The sequence below is a fragment of the Pseudomonas fluorescens genome, from assembly GCF_902497775.2.
Classification (GTDB): domain Bacteria; phylum Pseudomonadota; class Gammaproteobacteria; order Pseudomonadales; family Pseudomonadaceae; genus Aquipseudomonas; species Aquipseudomonas putida_F.
Genome location: NZ_OZ024668.1, coordinates 3,912,920 through 3,928,505 on the forward strand (window position 1 = coordinate 3,912,920; position 15,586 = coordinate 3,928,505).

Annotated in this window: 18 protein-coding genes; 7 read left to right on the plus strand and 11 right to left on the minus strand. The window is 59.8% G+C overall.

Translation table 11 applies throughout. The annotated features are described in order from the left end of the window. Window positions 1-60 precede the first annotated feature (60 nt). The 5 genes from F8N82_RS17925 to F8N82_RS17945 all read right to left on the minus strand — a co-directional run bounded on the left by F8N82_RS17925 (window position 61) and on the right by F8N82_RS17945 (window position 3,662). A complete protein-coding gene (locus F8N82_RS17925) occupies window positions 61-480 on the minus strand; it encodes a YybH family protein (protein WP_038996537.1) in 420 nt (139 codons plus the stop codon). Between the two features lie 213 nt (window positions 481-693). Next, complete coding sequence (gene aac(6'), locus F8N82_RS17930) at window positions 694-1,143, minus strand: aminoglycoside 6'-N-acetyltransferase (protein ID WP_038996538.1); 450 nt, start codon at window positions 1,141-1,143, stop codon at window positions 694-696. Beyond that, window positions 1,140-1,625 carry a GyrI-like domain-containing protein gene (locus tag F8N82_RS17935; protein ID WP_038996539.1) on the minus strand — a complete coding sequence of 162 codons (486 nt, stop codon included), beginning with the start codon at window positions 1,623-1,625 and terminating at the stop codon, window positions 1,140-1,142. Before F8N82_RS17935 ends, aac(6') begins: the two co-directional genes overlap by 4 nt. Before the next feature lie 298 nt (window positions 1,626-1,923). After that, complete coding sequence (locus F8N82_RS17940; RefSeq protein ID WP_038996540.1) at window positions 1,924-2,583, minus strand: LysE family translocator; 660 nt, start codon at window positions 2,581-2,583, stop codon at window positions 1,924-1,926. Window positions 2,584-2,705: 122 nt separating this feature from the next. Continuing rightward, window positions 2,706-3,662: a threonine dehydratase gene (locus F8N82_RS17945; RefSeq protein ID WP_038996541.1), complete on the minus strand. Its 957-nt coding sequence runs from the start codon at window positions 3,660-3,662 to the stop codon at window positions 2,706-2,708. Between the two features lie 87 nt (window positions 3,663-3,749). Between F8N82_RS17945 and F8N82_RS17950 the strand changes: the two genes are divergently transcribed. From F8N82_RS17950 to ada, 3 genes are all read left to right on the plus strand, one after another. Beyond that, a complete protein-coding gene (locus F8N82_RS17950; protein ID WP_038996542.1) occupies window positions 3,750-5,093 on the plus strand; it encodes a PLP-dependent aminotransferase family protein in 1,344 nt (447 codons plus the stop codon). After that, window positions 5,093-5,722, plus strand: coding sequence for a DNA-3-methyladenine glycosylase family protein (locus F8N82_RS17955; protein WP_052251566.1), 630 nt, complete (start codon window positions 5,093-5,095; stop codon window positions 5,720-5,722). Before F8N82_RS17950 ends, F8N82_RS17955 begins: the two co-directional genes overlap by 1 nt. A 76-nt stretch (window positions 5,723-5,798) precedes the next feature. After that, window positions 5,799-6,860 (plus strand): bifunctional DNA-binding transcriptional regulator/O6-methylguanine-DNA methyltransferase Ada, encoded by a 1,062-nt coding sequence (gene ada / locus F8N82_RS17960; RefSeq protein ID WP_038996543.1) that lies wholly within the window; start codon window positions 5,799-5,801, stop codon window positions 6,858-6,860. Between the two features lie 6 nt (window positions 6,861-6,866). On the opposite strand, the gene F8N82_RS17965 is transcribed toward ada, so the two are convergent. Together F8N82_RS17965 and F8N82_RS17970 are read right to left on the minus strand one after the other, a co-directional pair. Next, complete coding sequence (locus tag F8N82_RS17965; RefSeq protein ID WP_038996544.1) at window positions 6,867-7,496, minus strand: lytic polysaccharide monooxygenase auxiliary activity family 9 protein; 630 nt, start codon at window positions 7,494-7,496, stop codon at window positions 6,867-6,869. 99 nt (window positions 7,497-7,595) lie between these two features. Beyond that, window positions 7,596-7,853, minus strand: coding sequence for a DUF2790 domain-containing protein (locus tag F8N82_RS17970; protein ID WP_038996545.1), 258 nt, complete (start codon window positions 7,851-7,853; stop codon window positions 7,596-7,598). 365 nt (window positions 7,854-8,218) lie between these two features. On the opposite strand from F8N82_RS17970, the gene F8N82_RS17975 reads away from it, so the two are divergent. Beyond that, window positions 8,219-8,590, plus strand: coding sequence for a GNAT family N-acetyltransferase (locus tag F8N82_RS17975; protein WP_095161888.1), 372 nt, complete (start codon window positions 8,219-8,221; stop codon window positions 8,588-8,590). Here F8N82_RS17975 and def read toward each other — a convergent pair. The 3 genes from def to F8N82_RS17990 all read right to left on the minus strand — a co-directional run bounded on the left by def (window position 8,542) and on the right by F8N82_RS17990 (window position 10,404). Beyond that, on the minus strand, window positions 8,542-9,081 hold the full coding sequence (gene def / locus F8N82_RS17980; protein ID WP_038996547.1) for a peptide deformylase: 540 nt from the start codon (window positions 9,079-9,081) through the stop codon (window positions 8,542-8,544). The two genes, F8N82_RS17975 and def, sit on opposite strands and share 49 nt — an antisense overlap. After that, on the minus strand, window positions 9,071-10,057 hold the full coding sequence (locus F8N82_RS17985) for a YihY/virulence factor BrkB family protein (protein WP_038996548.1): 987 nt from the start codon (window positions 10,055-10,057) through the stop codon (window positions 9,071-9,073). The genes def and F8N82_RS17985 overlap by 11 nt, the downstream gene beginning before the upstream one ends. 167 nt (window positions 10,058-10,224) lie before the next feature. After that, window positions 10,225-10,404 carry a CsbD family protein gene (locus F8N82_RS17990; RefSeq protein ID WP_038996549.1) on the minus strand — a complete coding sequence of 60 codons (180 nt, stop codon included), beginning with the start codon at window positions 10,402-10,404 and terminating at the stop codon, window positions 10,225-10,227. Between the two features lie 436 nt (window positions 10,405-10,840). On the opposite strand from F8N82_RS17990, the gene F8N82_RS17995 reads away from it, so the two are divergent. Then, entirely contained in the window at window positions 10,841-11,221 is a 381-nt protein-coding gene (locus F8N82_RS17995; RefSeq protein ID WP_038996550.1) for a hypothetical protein, read from the plus strand. Here F8N82_RS17995 and F8N82_RS18000 read toward each other — a convergent pair whose 3' ends face one another. Further along, window positions 11,222-12,058, minus strand: coding sequence for a CvfB family protein (locus F8N82_RS18000; RefSeq protein ID WP_095161886.1), 837 nt, complete (start codon window positions 12,056-12,058; stop codon window positions 11,222-11,224). A 145-nt stretch (window positions 12,059-12,203) separates the two neighbouring features. On the opposite strand from F8N82_RS18000, the gene F8N82_RS18005 reads away from it, so the two are divergent. Both F8N82_RS18005 and F8N82_RS18010 read left to right on the plus strand, forming a co-directional pair. Continuing rightward, on the plus strand, window positions 12,204-13,073 hold the full coding sequence (locus F8N82_RS18005; RefSeq protein WP_038996552.1) for a DUF6279 family lipoprotein: 870 nt from the start codon (window positions 12,204-12,206) through the stop codon (window positions 13,071-13,073). Window positions 13,074-13,148: 75 nt separating this feature from the next. After that, entirely contained in the window at window positions 13,149-15,581 is a 2,433-nt protein-coding gene (locus tag F8N82_RS18010) for a hypothetical protein (protein ID WP_338918804.1), read from the plus strand. Window positions 15,582-15,586: the final 5 nt, after the last annotated feature.

Here is a 15,586-nt window from a genome sequence, read left to right on the forward strand (position 1 = left end):
TGGCGGCAGATCGCACCGCCTTAGAAAGCGCGATTCGGCATAACGCTCGGGGTTTTCAGCTCAAGGCTTGAGCGAGAACAGCGCGGCACCGGACTCCATGTCGAACGGCGCCGACCAGTGCTCGTGAATGACCTTCCACTGCCCGTCGATGCGCTGGTAGCCAACGGTGGCGCGCATGTAGCAGCTTTCCTCTTTGTTCGGGCCGCAGCGGTTGAGCCAGTGGGCCAGGGCGAGTTCCGGGGTGGCCTGGATCTGCAATTGCTCGATTTCGAAGACCATCTCGCCGGGGCAGTGATCCATGCAGGCCTGCCAGTGGGCGCGATAGGCGGCCTTGCCCTGGAACTGCAATTGCTGGATCGCATCGAAGGCGCGAATGTTCTCGGCGTAAGGCGCGATAATGGCCTCGACATCGCGCGAGCGCACTGCGGGAAGCCATTGTTCGATGAGTTGGCGGATTTCGGTCTCGGCGGCACTGTTCATGGTCGTGTCCTCTGCGCGATCAGGCGCCGAACAACTCGGCGCGTTCACAGATGGTCGAATGGCAGTGGTTGAAATCGACAGGCTGGGGAAACTGATTTGCGAGCTTATCCATTCGCTGTGGCGCCGCTGCCAGCAGCCGCGCCACACCTAATCGATAAGCTAGCAGCCTCAAAAACCCAACCCTAGGATCACATCCGCGAAGAACCAGAAAAATCAGCCCTTGGCCAAGGGCTTGAGAAAGTACACCACCCGCTCGGTTTCACTGAACCCCAGCGCCGCATGCATGGCATGACTGCTGTGGTTGTCCAGGGCGGCATCCGAGGCCAGCTCGCTGCAACCCTGGCTGACGGCCCACTGTTCGACCGCCACAATCAGCCGCCCCGCGACGCCCTGGCCTCGGGCCTGGGGCGCGACAAATACGCCTTCGAGAAAGGCCACCGGCGAGCTGTTGCTGCCATTGACGTAATCAGTGCGGATCGAGACTTCGGCAAAACCCAAGGCCCGCCCGGCGTGGTCGCGGGCCAGGAAGGCAACCAGGCGCTGGGGCTGTTCGACGATTTCGCTCACTGACTGACGGTGGTCCTCCAGTGGGCAGTCGGGCCAAAGCGCCTGGCGCAGTTCAAGCCAACCGTCTTGCTGTACATCGGTGCAGATTTCGATCATTTGCTTTCCAGAGGTAGCCATATTTCCATCACGCTGTGGCTGTCGCTGGGGTTGAAGTCCCGGCCATAACGCTCGAACTCAGGCACGTTGGCAACGGTTTCGCCGGACACCGGCACCCAGTCCTGCCAGATAGCCTGAAAGGTGGCTTTGAGATTGTCGAGGCTACCGTGGTGCTCAAACACCGCATAACGCCGGGCCTTGAGTTCGACATGCCGGAAATCGGCAGGCAGCAGGTCAGTGCCCTGCACTTCAACCCCGGCGATATAGTCGAAATTGCCTTTGCCATCACCGTTGCAACACACCCCGTAGGTTTCCCCGCCCACCTGACCGGGTACTCGGCCTATGTGCTGCTCGAAGCGTTGCCAGAGGGTGGGGATCTGCTGGAGGGTGGCCTGGCTATAGCGCTCACCAAGTCCTGCAACCGTGAAAGCAAGCCGGTCTTCAAAACGCGCGGGTTTGATCGGGGGAGTCTGCAGAGTCATGTCCTTTGCCTCGTTCGCCAGGGGAATGGGCACAGTCCATCCGTGCCGACCGATAGAGTAGCGGCAATTATCCATTCGCGGAATCTGCTCGGGGGCCCGCCCCAATCGAAAAGAGCCCCTTGCGGGGCCCTTGGCCTTATTGCGGAAGAAAATTGTCGCCGGAGCGTTTCGCGCGTTTGGCGGCGTGTTTTTCCTTGGCGGTTTTCAATGGTTTTTTCTTCGTCATCTTTTTCGCATCCAGACCTTTCATCGAAGATCCTCCTGCCTGACGGCACCTGCGCACCGGTGTCTGGAATCATTATAGACCCGGGGTGGCCGCAGGCACGGCGAGGATGAACTCGCGGTAGCCGGAAAGGATCACGTAGCCGGCAAAATAACAGAAGATACCTGCCGACAGCAGGTACGACCAGGTCAGCAAGCGGTCGCCCAACAACCGCCCGCCATGGCTGGCAAGGCCGCACAACGACAGGCACCAGATCAGTCCGGCGGCAAAAAAACCGCTAAGAAACAGCCCGGCCTCAAGCAGACTGCCGCCCCCTGAACGGGAAATCAGCACCCCGCCGACTGCAGCGAACCAGAGGATGGCGCTGGGCGAGGACATGGCCAGGAAGATCCCGCGCATGAACTCGCGCCAGCCCGACTCGATCACCACCTCGCCACGCGTCTCCAGGTGCGCGTTGCCGCGCAGCGCCGCCAGCAGCATCTTGATGGCAAACCACACCAGCAACACCGACCCGCCGAGCCACAGCACCCAGCGCACTGTTTCAAATTGCAGCAGCACGGTCATCCCGGCCAATGCCGCAATGGCATACAACAGGTCACCGACACAGGTACCCAGCCCCAGCCAGAAACCCTGCAAAAAACCCCGCTGCATGGCCAGGGTGATCATGGCGATATTGGCAATGCCGATATCCAGGCACAGCGACAAACTCAGCAGAAATCCGTTTGAAAAAGGCATCGACGTTCCGTAACCGCGGTTGAAGGCAGGCGCTATTAAAACGGTTTTCTGCTGGGCTGTATTGGAAGAAACTGCCTTTACTCAGGATTGTCATTTTTATCAGCCGACCAATTCAGGATTTTTCAATCACCCGCCAATACCTGCGCATACCGCTGCCGATCAACATTCGCCCCACTAAGAATCACCGCCACCTTACGCCCCTGCTGGCGCTCGCGCTCCAGGATCAGTGCGGCGAGCCCGGCAGCACCTGCGCCTTCGGCGGTATTGTGGGTGTCTTCGTGGTAGATGCGCATGGCCTGGGCCACTTCTTCGTCGCTGACGCGCACGATGCGCGCGGCGTGCTGACGGATGATTTCGAAGGCTTCGGGCAACGGCATGCGGCAGGCCATGCCGTCGGCAAAGGTATTGGCCGTGGCGGTGGTGACGATGCGCCCCTGCTCCAGGCTCTGGGCAAAAGCATCGGCAGCGCTGGACACCACGCCAACGATCTCGGTACGCAGGCCAAGCAGGTTGCGCGCCTGGATCAGGCCGCAAATCCCCGAGCCCATGCCGATCGGCACATACACGCAATCGAGCGCATGCACCGCCTCCAGCAGCTCCAGCGCATAGGTGGCGACGCCGCGGATCAACTCGGGGTGAAACGGCGGGACACTCTCGTAACCGTGTAACTGGGCCAGGCGTGCGGCCTCTTCGCGGGACTGGTCAAAATCGGCGCCGTGCTCGACCAGTTGCGCGCCAAGGGCACGCATTGCCGCGTTCTTCTCCAGCGAGTTGCCCTCAGGCACCACGATGATGATCGGCAACCCGGCATTGCGCGCAGCCAGGGCCATGCTTTGGCCGTGGTTGCCACGGGTCGCGGTGACCAGGCCGCGCACCGTCGGCTTTTGCCCCAGCAACCACTGCACATACATCAGCCCGCCGCGCACCTTGAAAGCGCCGGTCGGGGCGTGGTTTTCATGCTTGACCCAGACCTCGCACCCCAGCCGCTCGGCCAGGCGTGGCCAGGCATATTGCGCAGTGGCGGGTACGCTGGCATGAACCAGGCGGGCAGCTTCGCGCAGGGCAGGTAGGTCAAACATGGAGCACCTCGGCAGGATCGGATTTGACCTGATCCTAGTCGCCGCGCATTGTATGGGTAAATTCCTATATTGCATGGCCAACAATAAATGTGGACCCCTACCCTTACCGAGGATGCCCAGCCGCGCTACCTGGCCCTGGTCGATGCGATTGCCACCGCCATCGAGCGCGGCGAGCTGAAGGTCGGCGAGCGTCTGCCGCCACAACGGCGCCTGGCCTGGAACCTGGGGCTGAACCCCAGCACCACCCAGCAGGCCTACCGCGAGGCGGCGGCGCGGCACCTGGTGTCCGGTGAAGTCGGGCGTGGCACCTATGTGCTGGCTGGCAGCAAAGAGGCCACGCTGTTTCGCCTCAAGCAGCGTGACGTGCAATCGAGCCTGATCGACCTGTCGACCAACGTGCCGGTGATCGACCCGGCCAACCGTGACAGCGAAAACACCTTGCAGGCGCTGCTGCAGGAGAGGCTGGCTGGCTGCCTGGATCACTACCTGAGCGCCGAAGAGTTGCTGCGCGGCCGCATACACGGCGCCGCCTGGCTGGGCAATCGCGGCTTGCAACTGAGCGACCACCAACTGCTGCTGTGCGGCGGCGCCCAGCAGGGCTTGTTCACCGTGTTGCTATCGTTGTCCCAGCCGGGCGACGCGGTGCTGGTCGAAGCCCTCACCGCGCCCGGTATCAAGGCCGCCTGCCGGCAATTGCGCCTGCCACTGCATGGCATCGCCCTGGACGATCAGGGCATTGTCCCGGATGACCTTGATCGGGTCGCCCGTGCCACTGGCGCCCGCGTCATGGTGCTGACCCCAAGCCTGCACAACCCTACCGGCGCGTGCATGGGCAGCGCCCGCCAGCAGGCGATTGCCGAGGTGGTCAAGCGCCATGACTTACTGGTGATCGAAGATGATGTCTACGGCGCACTGACTGACCAGCCGCCGCTGTGGCCGCTGCTCGGGCACCGTGGCCTGTTGATCAGCAGCCTGTCGAAAACCGTTGGCGCCGGCCTGCGCCTGGGCTGGATCGTGGCTGATCCGGCATTGCTGGAGCAGATCGACCCCCATGCCCAAGCCACTCACTGGCAGATATCGCCACTGAACCTGCAGATCGCCTGTCGCTGGATTGCCGACGGCACCGCACAAAAGCGTCTGGCCTGGCAACGCGAGGAAGTCCGCCAGCGTTGGCGCCTGGCCTGCAGGATTCTGGGCAAGCACCTGGTCAATCACCGCCAGCCTTCGCCACACATCTGGGTCAAGGCCGGGCTCAACGCTGCCCGCCTGACCTTGGCCTGCCGGGCCAATGGCGTGGCGGTGGTGCCAGGCGAGGTGTTCGCGGTAAAACAGCATGACCTGGCGGCGATCCGCATCAGTCTGTCGGCCGCTGGCAGCCGTGCCGAACTCAAGCACGCACTGGAACAAGTGATCAAGGCGCTGGAGGCCTGATGAGCACGCACGCGTTGTATACAGAGGCACAAACCTACCTTGCCGCACTGGACCCGCAGTGGGCCGCGCACATCGAGGCGGTTGGCCCTTGCCTGCATCAACCCAAACCCTCCCGCGACCCGTATCAGGCACTGGTACGGGCCATCGCCTACCAGCAACTGCATGCCAAGGCCGGTGATGCAATTCTCGCGCGCTTCCTGGCGTTGTACCCGGGCAGCGCGTTTCCCAGCCCCGAGCAGGTGCTGGCGACCAGCCCGGAGCAATTGCGCGCTTGCGGCTTCTCGGCAAGCAAACTGGCAACCATCCAGGGCATCGCCCAGGCGCGGGTCGAAGGGCTGGTGCCGGAGTATCAACAAGCCGTGGTACTGGAAGACGAAGCGCTGATCGAGCGCCTGGTCAGCCTGCGCGGCGTAGGCCGCTGGACCGTGGAGATGCTGCTGATCTACACCCTGCAGCGCATGGACATCCTGCCGGCCGACGACTTCGGTGTGCGCGAGGGCTACCGCCGCCTGCAAGGCCTGGAAACTCAGCCGACGCGCCGGCAGATGATCGACCTGGGCAAGCACTGGAGCCCCTACCGCACCGTGGCCGCCTGGTACCTGTGGCGGGTACCGGCCAGGCGAGTTTGAACGCAAGACCCGGAGTTTTTCCTGGGAGCCGACGCCGTAGCCTGAACCCATCGATCAACGCCAGGAGCACCCCGTCATGAGTACAGGCAAACCACGGATCAGCGAATCCGACCCGCGCTGGCAGGCCATACTGGCCCGCGACCCGGCCGCTGACCAGGCCTTCGTCTATGCCGTGCGTACCACCGGCGTGTATTGCCGGCCAAGCAGTACCTCGCGCCTGCCGCGCATCGACAACGTCGAATTCTTCGACACCGCCGAACAGGCCGAGGCCGCCGGCTACCGGCCGAGCAAGCGCCGGGGCGCCGACCAGACCCATGTCGCCGAACAGCACCGGGCCCAGGTGACTCGCGCCTGTGCCTTGATCGAAAGCGCCGATCCGGCGCCGAGCCTGAACCAGTTGGCTGAACACCTGCAGATGAGCCCGTTCCACTTTCACCGGGTGTTCAAGGCCGTGACCGGGCTGACGCCCAAGGCCTACGCCTCGGCCCACCGCGCGCGCAAGGTGCGCACGCAGTTGCAGCAATCGGCAACGGTGACCGACGCGTTGTACGAGGCCGGGTTCAATTCCAATAGCCGCTTCTACGAATCAAGCAATGCGCGTCTGGGCATGACCCCGGGCGCCTATCGCGACGGCGGCGCCAACACCGACATCCGCTTTGCCATCGGCCAGTGCACGTTGGGGGCGATTCTGGTGGCCCAGAGTGAACGGGGGATTTGCGCAATCCTGCTCGGTGACGATCCGCAGACGTTGCTCAATGACCTTCAGGACAAATTTCCCAAGGCCAACCTGATCGGCGGCGATGCCGGATTCGAGACCCTGGTGGCCAGGGTCGTGGGCTTTATCGAGGCTCCAGGCATCGGCCTGGACCTGCCGCTGGACCTGCGCGGCACGGCGTTCCAGGAACGGGTCTGGCAGGCACTGCGGGCGATCCCGGCCGGCAGTACTGCCAGCTATGCCGAGATCGCGCAGCGCATTGGCTCTCCCAGGGCAGTGCGCGCCGTGGCCCAGGCCTGCGCGGCCAACGCCCTGGCTGTGGCCATCCCGTGTCACCGGGTGGTGCGCAGCGATGGCAACCTTTCGGGTTACCGTTGGGGCGTGGAGCGCAAGCGTGAGCTGCTGGCGCGCGAGAGCCAGTGAGGCGGGTTACTGGAAGTTGACGTCGAAGGCCTGATAGAAGGCGTTGCCGGTGTTGGCGACCAGCCACAACAGCACGATCACGTGATGACCACGCTTGCTGGTTGGCAATTTGACCTCGTGATGGGTTTTTACCTTGAGCTCGTCGGGGTGTGACCAGAACGGCACGTACGGATACAGGTCTTCAGCAAAGGGGGCCGATTCGAGTTGGGCGCGGGTGATGCGCTTGTTCTCGTCCCAGCCATCCTTGGTAATAAACCAGCGATAACCGCGGGTGACATGCTCGGCCGTATAAGTCCATTCCACTTTGAAAGTCTGCCCAGCCGCCACGTTCAACAATGGCCAGCTAAACGCATGGCCGAGTTTTGCGCTCATCTCGGCATTGGTAAAGTTGACACAATCACGCTGATCCTGCCGACCGCCACTGAGAATATAGCCATCTGCCGGCGGCGTAGTACTTTGCTCATCTTGCTGAAAAGGCGCAGGCACCGGCCCGGCGACTGTATCGGGGAAGTTCTTGCCACCTTCCATTTCATTGACATCATGTGCACTCAGCAACTTGAGTTCAATGGCCTTGGAACCACGACTGGTGGGGGTGATGACGCGACCGTGACGCAGACTCTTTTCGGGGCTGTTCATTGCATTCACTCCATGTGAGATAGGAAAACCTGTCCACCCTGGACACGTTTGACCCTAGCTCACCCCCTGCAATGCGCAACCCAGAGGCGCCGAACGGTATCAGCCGTTGCTGCAGCCGTCGCCCATGGCGCGGTATTCGATGGTGTGACGCTGACCTTGATGGTCTTCGTAGGTCATGGTTGCCGGTACCACTTCACAGACATTGGGAATGGTCGACAAACTGATGACTTTAGCAATATCCAGGTTGGTGCTGTAGTCATACTGCTCAACTACCGGTTGCGCAGCAGCGGTATTGATTTCATCCGCCAGGGCGAACGACGACACGGCAACCAGGGCAAGTGCAAGTAAACGTTTCATGACAATAGGCCTGCAAAGCAATCAAACTAATCGATTGACTTCATTTGCCAATAAGGGCGCGGAGAAGTTGTTATATCAAACAATGGGACATAACACGAAGACCCGACCCCACTACAACTTTTCTGTGGGATGTGATTAGTTTACAAGGTACTTCGGGCGGTTAAATCGCGAAGCCGGACAATCACTGTTACCGCCTGTGCAACAATAACCCCGAGACACCACCCTGGACACGTCTCGCCTTCCCGTGTAAAAGCCCGGGGTAGAGCCTTTTCCAGATCAACACCGTGACCCGTTTACGCTACTGCCCATTGCTTGCGCCCGAGCGGCCCTTGCTGAATAAATTCTATCGAAACCATGGATCGCCCATGCGCGCGGCTGCCCAGGGCCAGCTTTGGGTCGCCAGGGCCGAGGAAATCATTGCAGCCTTGTGCTTGAGCGAGGTGCCGGGCGGCCACTGGCTGACCGGGCTGTTCGTTGCACCTGCCTGGCGCGGCCAGCAGGTCGCCCGCCAACTGATCGCCGCGCCAGCGGGTGAAATGCAAGGGAGTATCTGGCTGTTCTGCCATCCGGACCTGACGAGCTTCTACGCCCGGCAGGCGTTCAGCACCACCCACGCCCTGCCCGTGCCTTTGGCCGAGCGCCTGGAACGCTACCAGCGCAGCAAGCCCCTGGTGGCGATGGTACGGGTTCAGTCGTCGCTGGCCGGGTCCAGCCCGGGGAACAGCACCTCGGTATAACCGAAGCGGCTGAAGTCGTGGATGCGCGAGGGATACAGGCGGCCGATCAGGTGATCGCACTCATGCTGCACCACTCGTGCATGAAAGCCTTCGGCGTTGCGCACGATGGGCTGCCCCTGCGGGTCGATGCCTTCGTAGCGAATGCGCTGGTAGCGCGGCACCACGCCACGCAGGCCCGGCACCGACAGGCAGCCCTCCCAGCCGTCCTCGACCTCGGTGCCCAGCGGCGTGATCAGCGGATTGAGCAAAATAGTACGCGGCACCGCCTCGGCATCCGGGTAACGCTCACTGCGCTCGAAACCGAAGATCACCAGTTGCAGGTCGATACCGATCTGCGGCGCGGCCAGGCCAACGCCGCCGACGTGTTCCATGGTTTCGAACATATCGGCGATCAGCCGCTCAAGCTCGGCGCTGCCGATCAGCTGCGGCGGCACCGGCGGGGCGATGCGCAGCAAGCGCTCATCGCCCATTTTCAGGATGTCATGAATCATGCTGGCTTCGACTCAAGGGTTCGCTGGCAGGCGTGGTTTCATGATCAAGGGAGTGATCGCGGCCCAGCCCGGATACATGCTTTTTATCATGCTCGTGGGCCACGCCATCAAAGTCTTTTTCGCCGGGATCCTTGCCTTCCTCGGACATATGTTCGATCACCGCATTCATCTCCGCGCCTAGCAGCAATACCGCCGCGGAAATATAGAAGTACAACAGCAGGACAATGATCGCCCCGATACTGCCGTACATGGCGTTGTAGTCGGCGAAGGTCTTGACGTAATAACCAAAACCCAAAGAAGCGATGATCCACACCACCACCGCCAGCACCGAACCTGGGGTAATAAAGCGAAACTTCTGCTTCACATCAGGCATCACGTAGTAGATCAGCGCCACCGCGACCATCATCAGAATGATGATCGCCGGCCAGCGCAACACCGTCCACAGGGTGACGATGAACTCCTGCATGCCGATCTGCGAGGCAATCCACTCCATCACCTGCGGCCCGAGCACCATCAGCGCCGCGGCCGCCAGAAGCATGCCGGCGATGCCGACGGTGTAGATCACCGACAGCGGGATGCGCTTCCACACCGGGCGCCCTTCGACCACGTCATAGGCCGCGTTCATTGCGCTCATCATCAGTCGCACACCGGCGGAGGCGGTCCACAGGGCGATAACGATACCGACCGAGAGCAATCCGCCCTTGGACTGCTGCAACTGGTCGATCACCGGGTTCACCTGCTCCAGCGCCTGGGGTGGCAATACCAGTTCCGACTGCAGGCGCAGCCAGGAGAAAAAGTCCGGCAAGTGCAGAAAACCGATCAGGGCGATCAGGAACAGCAGGAAGGGAAACAGCGAAAACAGCATCTGGTAGGCCAGCGCCGAGGCGTAGGTGGACATCTCGTCATCGAGAAACTCCTTGACCGTGCGCACCAGCACACGGTGCAACGGCAAGCCGCGCAGGTCGGGAAAAATCATAGCGTCTCCTTTCGCCGCTCGAAGGTCATGGGCGGGTTCCTCACACACTCATCTGACAGGTACGTCCTGAAGTCTAATCGACGATCACCTCAAAGTTTCGATTGAATGTTGCACAAATGACAACGACCACCCAAGGATGGCCGTTGTCCTACCCAAGCTCACCGCGATCAAGGCTTCTTCACGGCATCCTTGACCTTGCCGACCACTTGCTGGGCTTCGCCCTTGCGCTCTTGCAACTCGCCCTCGGCGCGCAGACGCTCATTGTCGGTGGCTTTGCCGACGCCTTGCTTGATGTTGCCAACAGCCTCATTGGCCATGCCTTTGACTTTATCTTTAGTGCCACTCATGGGTGTTCTCCTGAAGGGGAAATAAACGCTGTCAGAGTCGACTGTCTGTGGACCCGTGGCCTATCAGGAGAGTTTCAATTAATTCTCAGGATAGATAGCTTCTCCCCCTCCCTCCCGTCTGTCGCTTCAGCGATGACTGAATCTGCGAAACCCGCTTGATATAAATTTTTATTACAGCCTGGCGCCGAGCCCTAGAGGGATCGACTATCAAAATTTTCATTGGAAACTCCTCACCGGATTGCAGTTAACTGCCTGTCAACAGTAAAAGTTTCTGTGTTTCACACAGCTGGCATTTTTATCAGGTCAGGTGCCAATGATTGAGAAGCCTCACGCCCAAAAAGACTCGTCTTTGGCCGAGAGAAGCAACATCGCTTTATGTTTCATTGAGTTGCTAGCACAATAAGCGACCTTTCAAGCGTCACCCGTAGGAACCTGCATGAAACTCGACAAACCCACCGCCATTGCCCGCCGCAACCAGGAACTGGAACGACCGGTACTCAACAGCGACAACACCCTGTTTGCCGTGCTCGACACCAAGCGCAGCCTGTGGTGGTTCGATGTGCCGGTGAAGCTGCTGCGCAAAGGCCAGCCCGACTGGGTCAACCTGCTGCTGCACACCCCTGAAACCGACGAGTTGCAGCACTTGAAGGTACCGGTGAACTACCTGCAGGCGCATCAGGAAAAAATGGAAGTCCGCCACCCGGGCAAGCGTCGCTCGACCATCAGCCTGGCGCTGAGTGCCGATCGCGATTCGCTGCTCAAAGACCTGCGCCCAGGCGGAGAAAACCTGAGTTTCGCAGGCTTCAAGCAGGTCTGATCAGGCCAGTTCGATGCGGTCAGCGTGGATGACGATGCGGCCATCCTTGTACAAGGCACCGATGGCCTTCTTGAAGTTGCCCTTGCTGACCCCGAACAGGTCGCTGATCAATTGCGGGTCGCTCTTGTCGCTCACCGGCAACACGCCGTTGGCGTCCTTGAGCTTGGCGAGGATCTTGTCGGGCAGGCTGTTGGCCAGGTCCTGACCGATGGGCTGCAGGCTCAGGGCAATCTTGCCGTCGCTGCGCAGCTCCTTGATGTAGCCCTTCTCCTGCTTGCCCGAACGCAGGAACTTGAACACCTCATTCTTGTGAATCAGGCCCCAGTGCTTGTTGTTGATGATCGCCTTGAAGCCCATCGGGGTTTCTTCGACCACCAGCAAATCGACTTCCTGGCCAACCGTGTAGCTCGCCGGCACCTTGTCCAGGTACCGGTCCAGGCGCGCAGTCGCGGTGATGCGGCGGGTGCGCTTGTCGAGATAGGCGTGCACCACGCAGTACTCGCCGGCCTTCATCTGGCGCTTTTCTTCGGAGTACGGCATCAGCAGGTCTTTGGGCAGGCCCCAATCGAGGAAGATGCCGATGCTGTTGATTTCCTTGACCTTGAGGCTGGCGAAATCGCCAACCTGCAACTTGGTTTTTTCCGTGGTGGCGATCAGCTTGTCTTCGCTGTCGAGGTAGACGAAGACGTTCAGCCAGTCTTCGACCTCGGTGGGCGTGTCCTTGGGGATGTAACGGTTTGGCAGCAGAATTTCGCCGTCCGCCCCGCCGTCCAGGTACAGACCGAAGTCTGTGTGCTTGACCACTTGCAAAGTGTTGTAACGCCCAACTAAAGCCATTTCCGGAAATCCTCGTTGCGAGCGGAGCATTCTACACCGCAAGCGGCGATTGCGCCCGGTTGCCGATGACGGCCTGTCAGCAAAATGAACCGAGCAGGCTTGGCCTGTTCTATAAAGACAAGCAAGCCTTCGCAAGGATTCGCTCATGCACGCCTGCCTGTCCAAGTACCTGCGCACCGTTCTGTTGCTGGTGATATCGGCCTTGCTGGTGGTCGCCTGCAACCGGATCGACCTGGCCTACCGCAACCTCGACATGCTGGTGCCGTGGTCGCTGAACGACTACCTGAGCATGAACCGCCAGCAGAAAACCTGGCTCAATGACCGGCTCAAGCAGCAACTGGCCTGGCATTGTCGCACCCAGTTGCCCGGCTACCTGACCTGGCTGGATGAAATCAAGGCGATGGTTGCCAGCAACGAAGTCACCGACCAACAGTTGCAGCTACGCACCCAGGAAGCCCGGCAGGCGATTGCCAAGGTCGCCGACCAGGTCACTCCGTCGGCCGCCGAACTGTTGCGCAGCATGGATGATGAGCAAGTGCGGGAAATGCGCGAGGCCTTTGCCGACGACATTAGCGAGCGCCAGGCCAAGTACGTCAACACCCCGCTGGCGCGGCAGATCGAACGCCGTGCCGAACGCATGGAGAAACGCCTGAGCACCTGGCTCGGCGAGCTCAGTCCGCAGCAGAAGCTTCGAGTCATGACCTGGTCCCAGGGCCTGGGCGAGCAGAACCGCCAGTGGATCGCCAACCGTGCCCATTGGCAGGCCCAGTTCAGCGCGGCCATGGACCAGCGCCATAGCGACGCCTTCGAGCCGCGGCTGGAAATCCTCCTGAAAAAACGCGAAAGCCTGTGGACCCCGGAGTATCGGATAGCCTTTCAGCGCACCGAGCAGGAGGCGCGGCGCTTGCTGGTGGATGTCATGGCGCAGAGCAGCGAGCAGCAGCGCCAGCACCTGGAGCAAAAGCTTGCGCAGGTGCGGCAGAGTTTCAGTGAATTAAAGTGTTTGAAGGGTTAGCGATGAGCGCAATGTGCAATCGCTAGCCCCCTTTGCCGGTGCAGCATGGACAGGGAGCCTGCCCGGAAAACCCACATGCCCGTCACATTGACCCCTTCTGCCCCCCAACTGCCCGCCAGGCAAACGCAGCCAGCAGCGCCTGGACAACTGACAATCAATACTCTGGAAGCGGCCCGAGACGAATTTTCTACGTCCCGTTTTCCATACCTGGGACCGTTGGCATCTCCGGCAGCCAGCTACAAGCCCGAAGACTTTGCGACCTACCTCAAACAAAGTCTGGATGCCTGCGAGCGAGCAGATCTTCAATCGGCGGTGGAGAACACCTTCCGGGTTTTGACCGGTCATGGGAAGCCAGAGACCTTCAACACAGATCTAAGGACGCAGGTCGACAACTTGAAGCCCCCAACATCCCAGCATCCAACCCAGGCTCTGCAGATCGACGTTGCTGAACTTTCACGCTTTGCCCAAGCACAGCCCGAGTGCTCGCTAACGTCCCCAGACGTAGTGCGTGTACTGATTTTTGCATTGGCGCAACAATGTGAAAATACCAAGGAAGCCGCAACCCTCCGCACCTGGATCGAGCATCACGCTGACATGCCGAAAACCAGGAAGTCCGGGCCTGCTGCCGCGCAAGCTTTCGTTGTTGCAGTCACATCCAATAGCGAATGCTCAGAAAGCGTTCAGAGCGAAGCCCCCCCCACAGAAGCCCTCGTTAGTGCAGCCCCCGACAAGGACGCAATACGTGACGAGCTGAAGCACAACGAAAAGATGATCGACGTGTATAACAAACTCATAAATCGTCTAACCGGGGACCTGCGCAGTAAACAGAATCTCCCACTGCCCGAGAAGCAAAGCGAACAGACTCCACTGCTCGACAAGCAAAACGATTTGATTGAAAAGGCCATCCCCCTGATAGACAACACGCAAAAATTATACGCCGCACTTATGGAACCCTCGGCACAGCCAACAGATTACCAATATCGCTATTTCGAAACTGAAAGCATTCACCTGAACACCCTGCTTTTCCTGTTTGAACGATTGAACACCAACGAAAACCTACGCCACCCGCGATCTCAAGATCTAGATTTGGAGTCAAGTCGCAGGCAATTGAAAAACGAGCTCGCCAGCTACCAAAAGCAATTGCCCGTGGCGATAAGGGCCTCACAGGTTCTGGATAAACTGAGAACGACCATCGGCGCACTCGAGAAACTCCGCGCCCACGCAGATCCCGATTACTTGCAAAGGCTCAAAAATCAGTATGCACACCACCGTGAGCATTCGGTCATCTCCCCTGACATAATCAGAGCGAATGCAGTATTCAATCGTTTTAACTTGCTGGATCTTGAATACATCCACGGTTCCGATCCCGCCGCTCACACGATCACGTGCCCCACTGCAAGAGTGCCTTCAGAAGCCGTGGCCGATCAGCTTGTCGAGACCATCGTCGCACTGACAGAGATGACGAATCCGCCAACCAAGCTCCCGCTAGACCTGCTGAGCGAACTGCACACGAAGTTGCAGGACTCTCGGATCTATGTGCAAGCCCTGCAGCCCCTAACACCCTCTATGGAAGAGTACCGCGACGCTATCCTTACCGACATTCAATACTTCATGACACTGACCGAGACATACATCACTCGGGGACGAGCAAGTCTGGACGGCACCCGGCATTTGGGGAAGACCGATACAACCGTCGACTATACGTTTGTTCCACCACATAATCTGCGTCCCCCTTCGAAGACAGAAGCCCCCTCCCAGCAGCCAATGGTTAAAAAGATCGTCCGAAAAAAAACTGCTGTTACCCCTTCTTCGCCAGCGTCATCTTCGAACCTGACAGCACCTGCAAAGGTATCCAGCCCGCTCCCCAAGCCATCCGTTGATTACCACAAGCTCAGCGCACAAGCGACGACATTGCTGGAAACACTGCAATCGGTCAGGCAAGAGGCCGAGCAAAGAAGCGCGGCCTGCGAGCCCCCGAGCAATGTTCATGAGTTTCTCGAGGCCAAGGCCAAAGCGCTTGACCTGCTTGTACTCAATTTGCAGAGCGACACAAGTTTCAGCCATCAGCAACTGATCGGGCAACTCCACAGCGAGGCCCGATCACTCATGCAACTGGCCAACCGATTGTTGACCACTGCTTACAAGAACAAGCAGATTCTGAACATTCCCCGGCTAGCCTGGTTGTTAAAAAATAATGAGGTCACCGTGCAACCGGCAGAAAGCGGAATACGTGAAGGCAGTGGTAATAACGCCTCTTTCCTCAGCGTTTTCTACATCCTCGACAAGCACAAGAACAATCGGCTTTGGACTGCGCATTTTCATTATCCCGCCGCAAACAGCCAACCTTCTGAGTGGCGAGCCGGCCACCTGAAACGCCTGGATCAGGACCGGCACGGCCTGTCGTATCAGCAGCAACAGGCCCAAGCAGGTGAAAAGGTCATGCCCATCTGGCGGGCCCACTTCGACCCTGCTACCGCCGACTTGCTGTTTTCCAGGTTATCGTCATAACAAAC

Coding starts and splice junctions, on each gene's coding strand:
- F8N82_RS17970 (WP_038996545.1), bottom strand. CDS start 7,853: ATGAAACGTTTACTTGCACTTGCCCTGGTTGCCGTGTCGTCGTTCGCC.
- F8N82_RS17950 (WP_038996542.1), top strand. CDS start 3,750: ATGTGGACCCCTACCCTTACCGAGGATGCCCAGCCGCGCTACCTGGCC.
- F8N82_RS17995 (WP_038996550.1), top strand. CDS start 10,841: ATGAAACTCGACAAACCCACCGCCATTGCCCGCCGCAACCAGGAACTG.
- F8N82_RS17955 (WP_052251566.1), top strand. CDS start 5,093: ATGAGCACGCACGCGTTGTATACAGAGGCACAAACCTACCTTGCCGCA.
- F8N82_RS17975 (WP_095161888.1), top strand. CDS start 8,219: ATGCGCGCGGCTGCCCAGGGCCAGCTTTGGGTCGCCAGGGCCGAGGAA.
- F8N82_RS18005 (WP_038996552.1), top strand. CDS start 12,204: ATGCACGCCTGCCTGTCCAAGTACCTGCGCACCGTTCTGTTGCTGGTG.
- def (WP_038996547.1), bottom strand. CDS start 9,081: ATGATTCATGACATCCTGAAAATGGGCGATGAGCGCTTGCTGCGCATC.
- F8N82_RS17990 (WP_038996549.1), bottom strand. CDS start 10,404: ATGAGTGGCACTAAAGATAAAGTCAAAGGCATGGCCAATGAGGCTGTT.
- F8N82_RS18010 (WP_338918804.1), top strand. CDS start 13,149: ATGCCCGTCACATTGACCCCTTCTGCCCCCCAACTGCCCGCCAGGCAA.
- F8N82_RS17945 (WP_038996541.1), bottom strand. CDS start 3,662: ATGTTTGACCTACCTGCCCTGCGCGAAGCTGCCCGCCTGGTTCATGCC.
- F8N82_RS18000 (WP_095161886.1), bottom strand. CDS start 12,058: ATGGCTTTAGTTGGGCGTTACAACACTTTGCAAGTGGTCAAGCACACA.
- ada (WP_038996543.1), top strand. CDS start 5,799: ATGAGTACAGGCAAACCACGGATCAGCGAATCCGACCCGCGCTGGCAG.
- F8N82_RS17940 (WP_038996540.1), bottom strand. CDS start 2,583: ATGCCTTTTTCAAACGGATTTCTGCTGAGTTTGTCGCTGTGCCTGGAT.
- F8N82_RS17985 (WP_038996548.1), bottom strand. CDS start 10,057: ATGATTTTTCCCGACCTGCGCGGCTTGCCGTTGCACCGTGTGCTGGTG.
- F8N82_RS17935 (WP_038996539.1), bottom strand. CDS start 1,625: ATGACTCTGCAGACTCCCCCGATCAAACCCGCGCGTTTTGAAGACCGG.
- F8N82_RS17925 (WP_038996537.1), bottom strand. CDS start 480: ATGAACAGTGCCGCCGAGACCGAAATCCGCCAACTCATCGAACAATGG.
- F8N82_RS17965 (WP_038996544.1), bottom strand. CDS start 7,496: ATGAACAGCCCCGAAAAGAGTCTGCGTCACGGTCGCGTCATCACCCCC.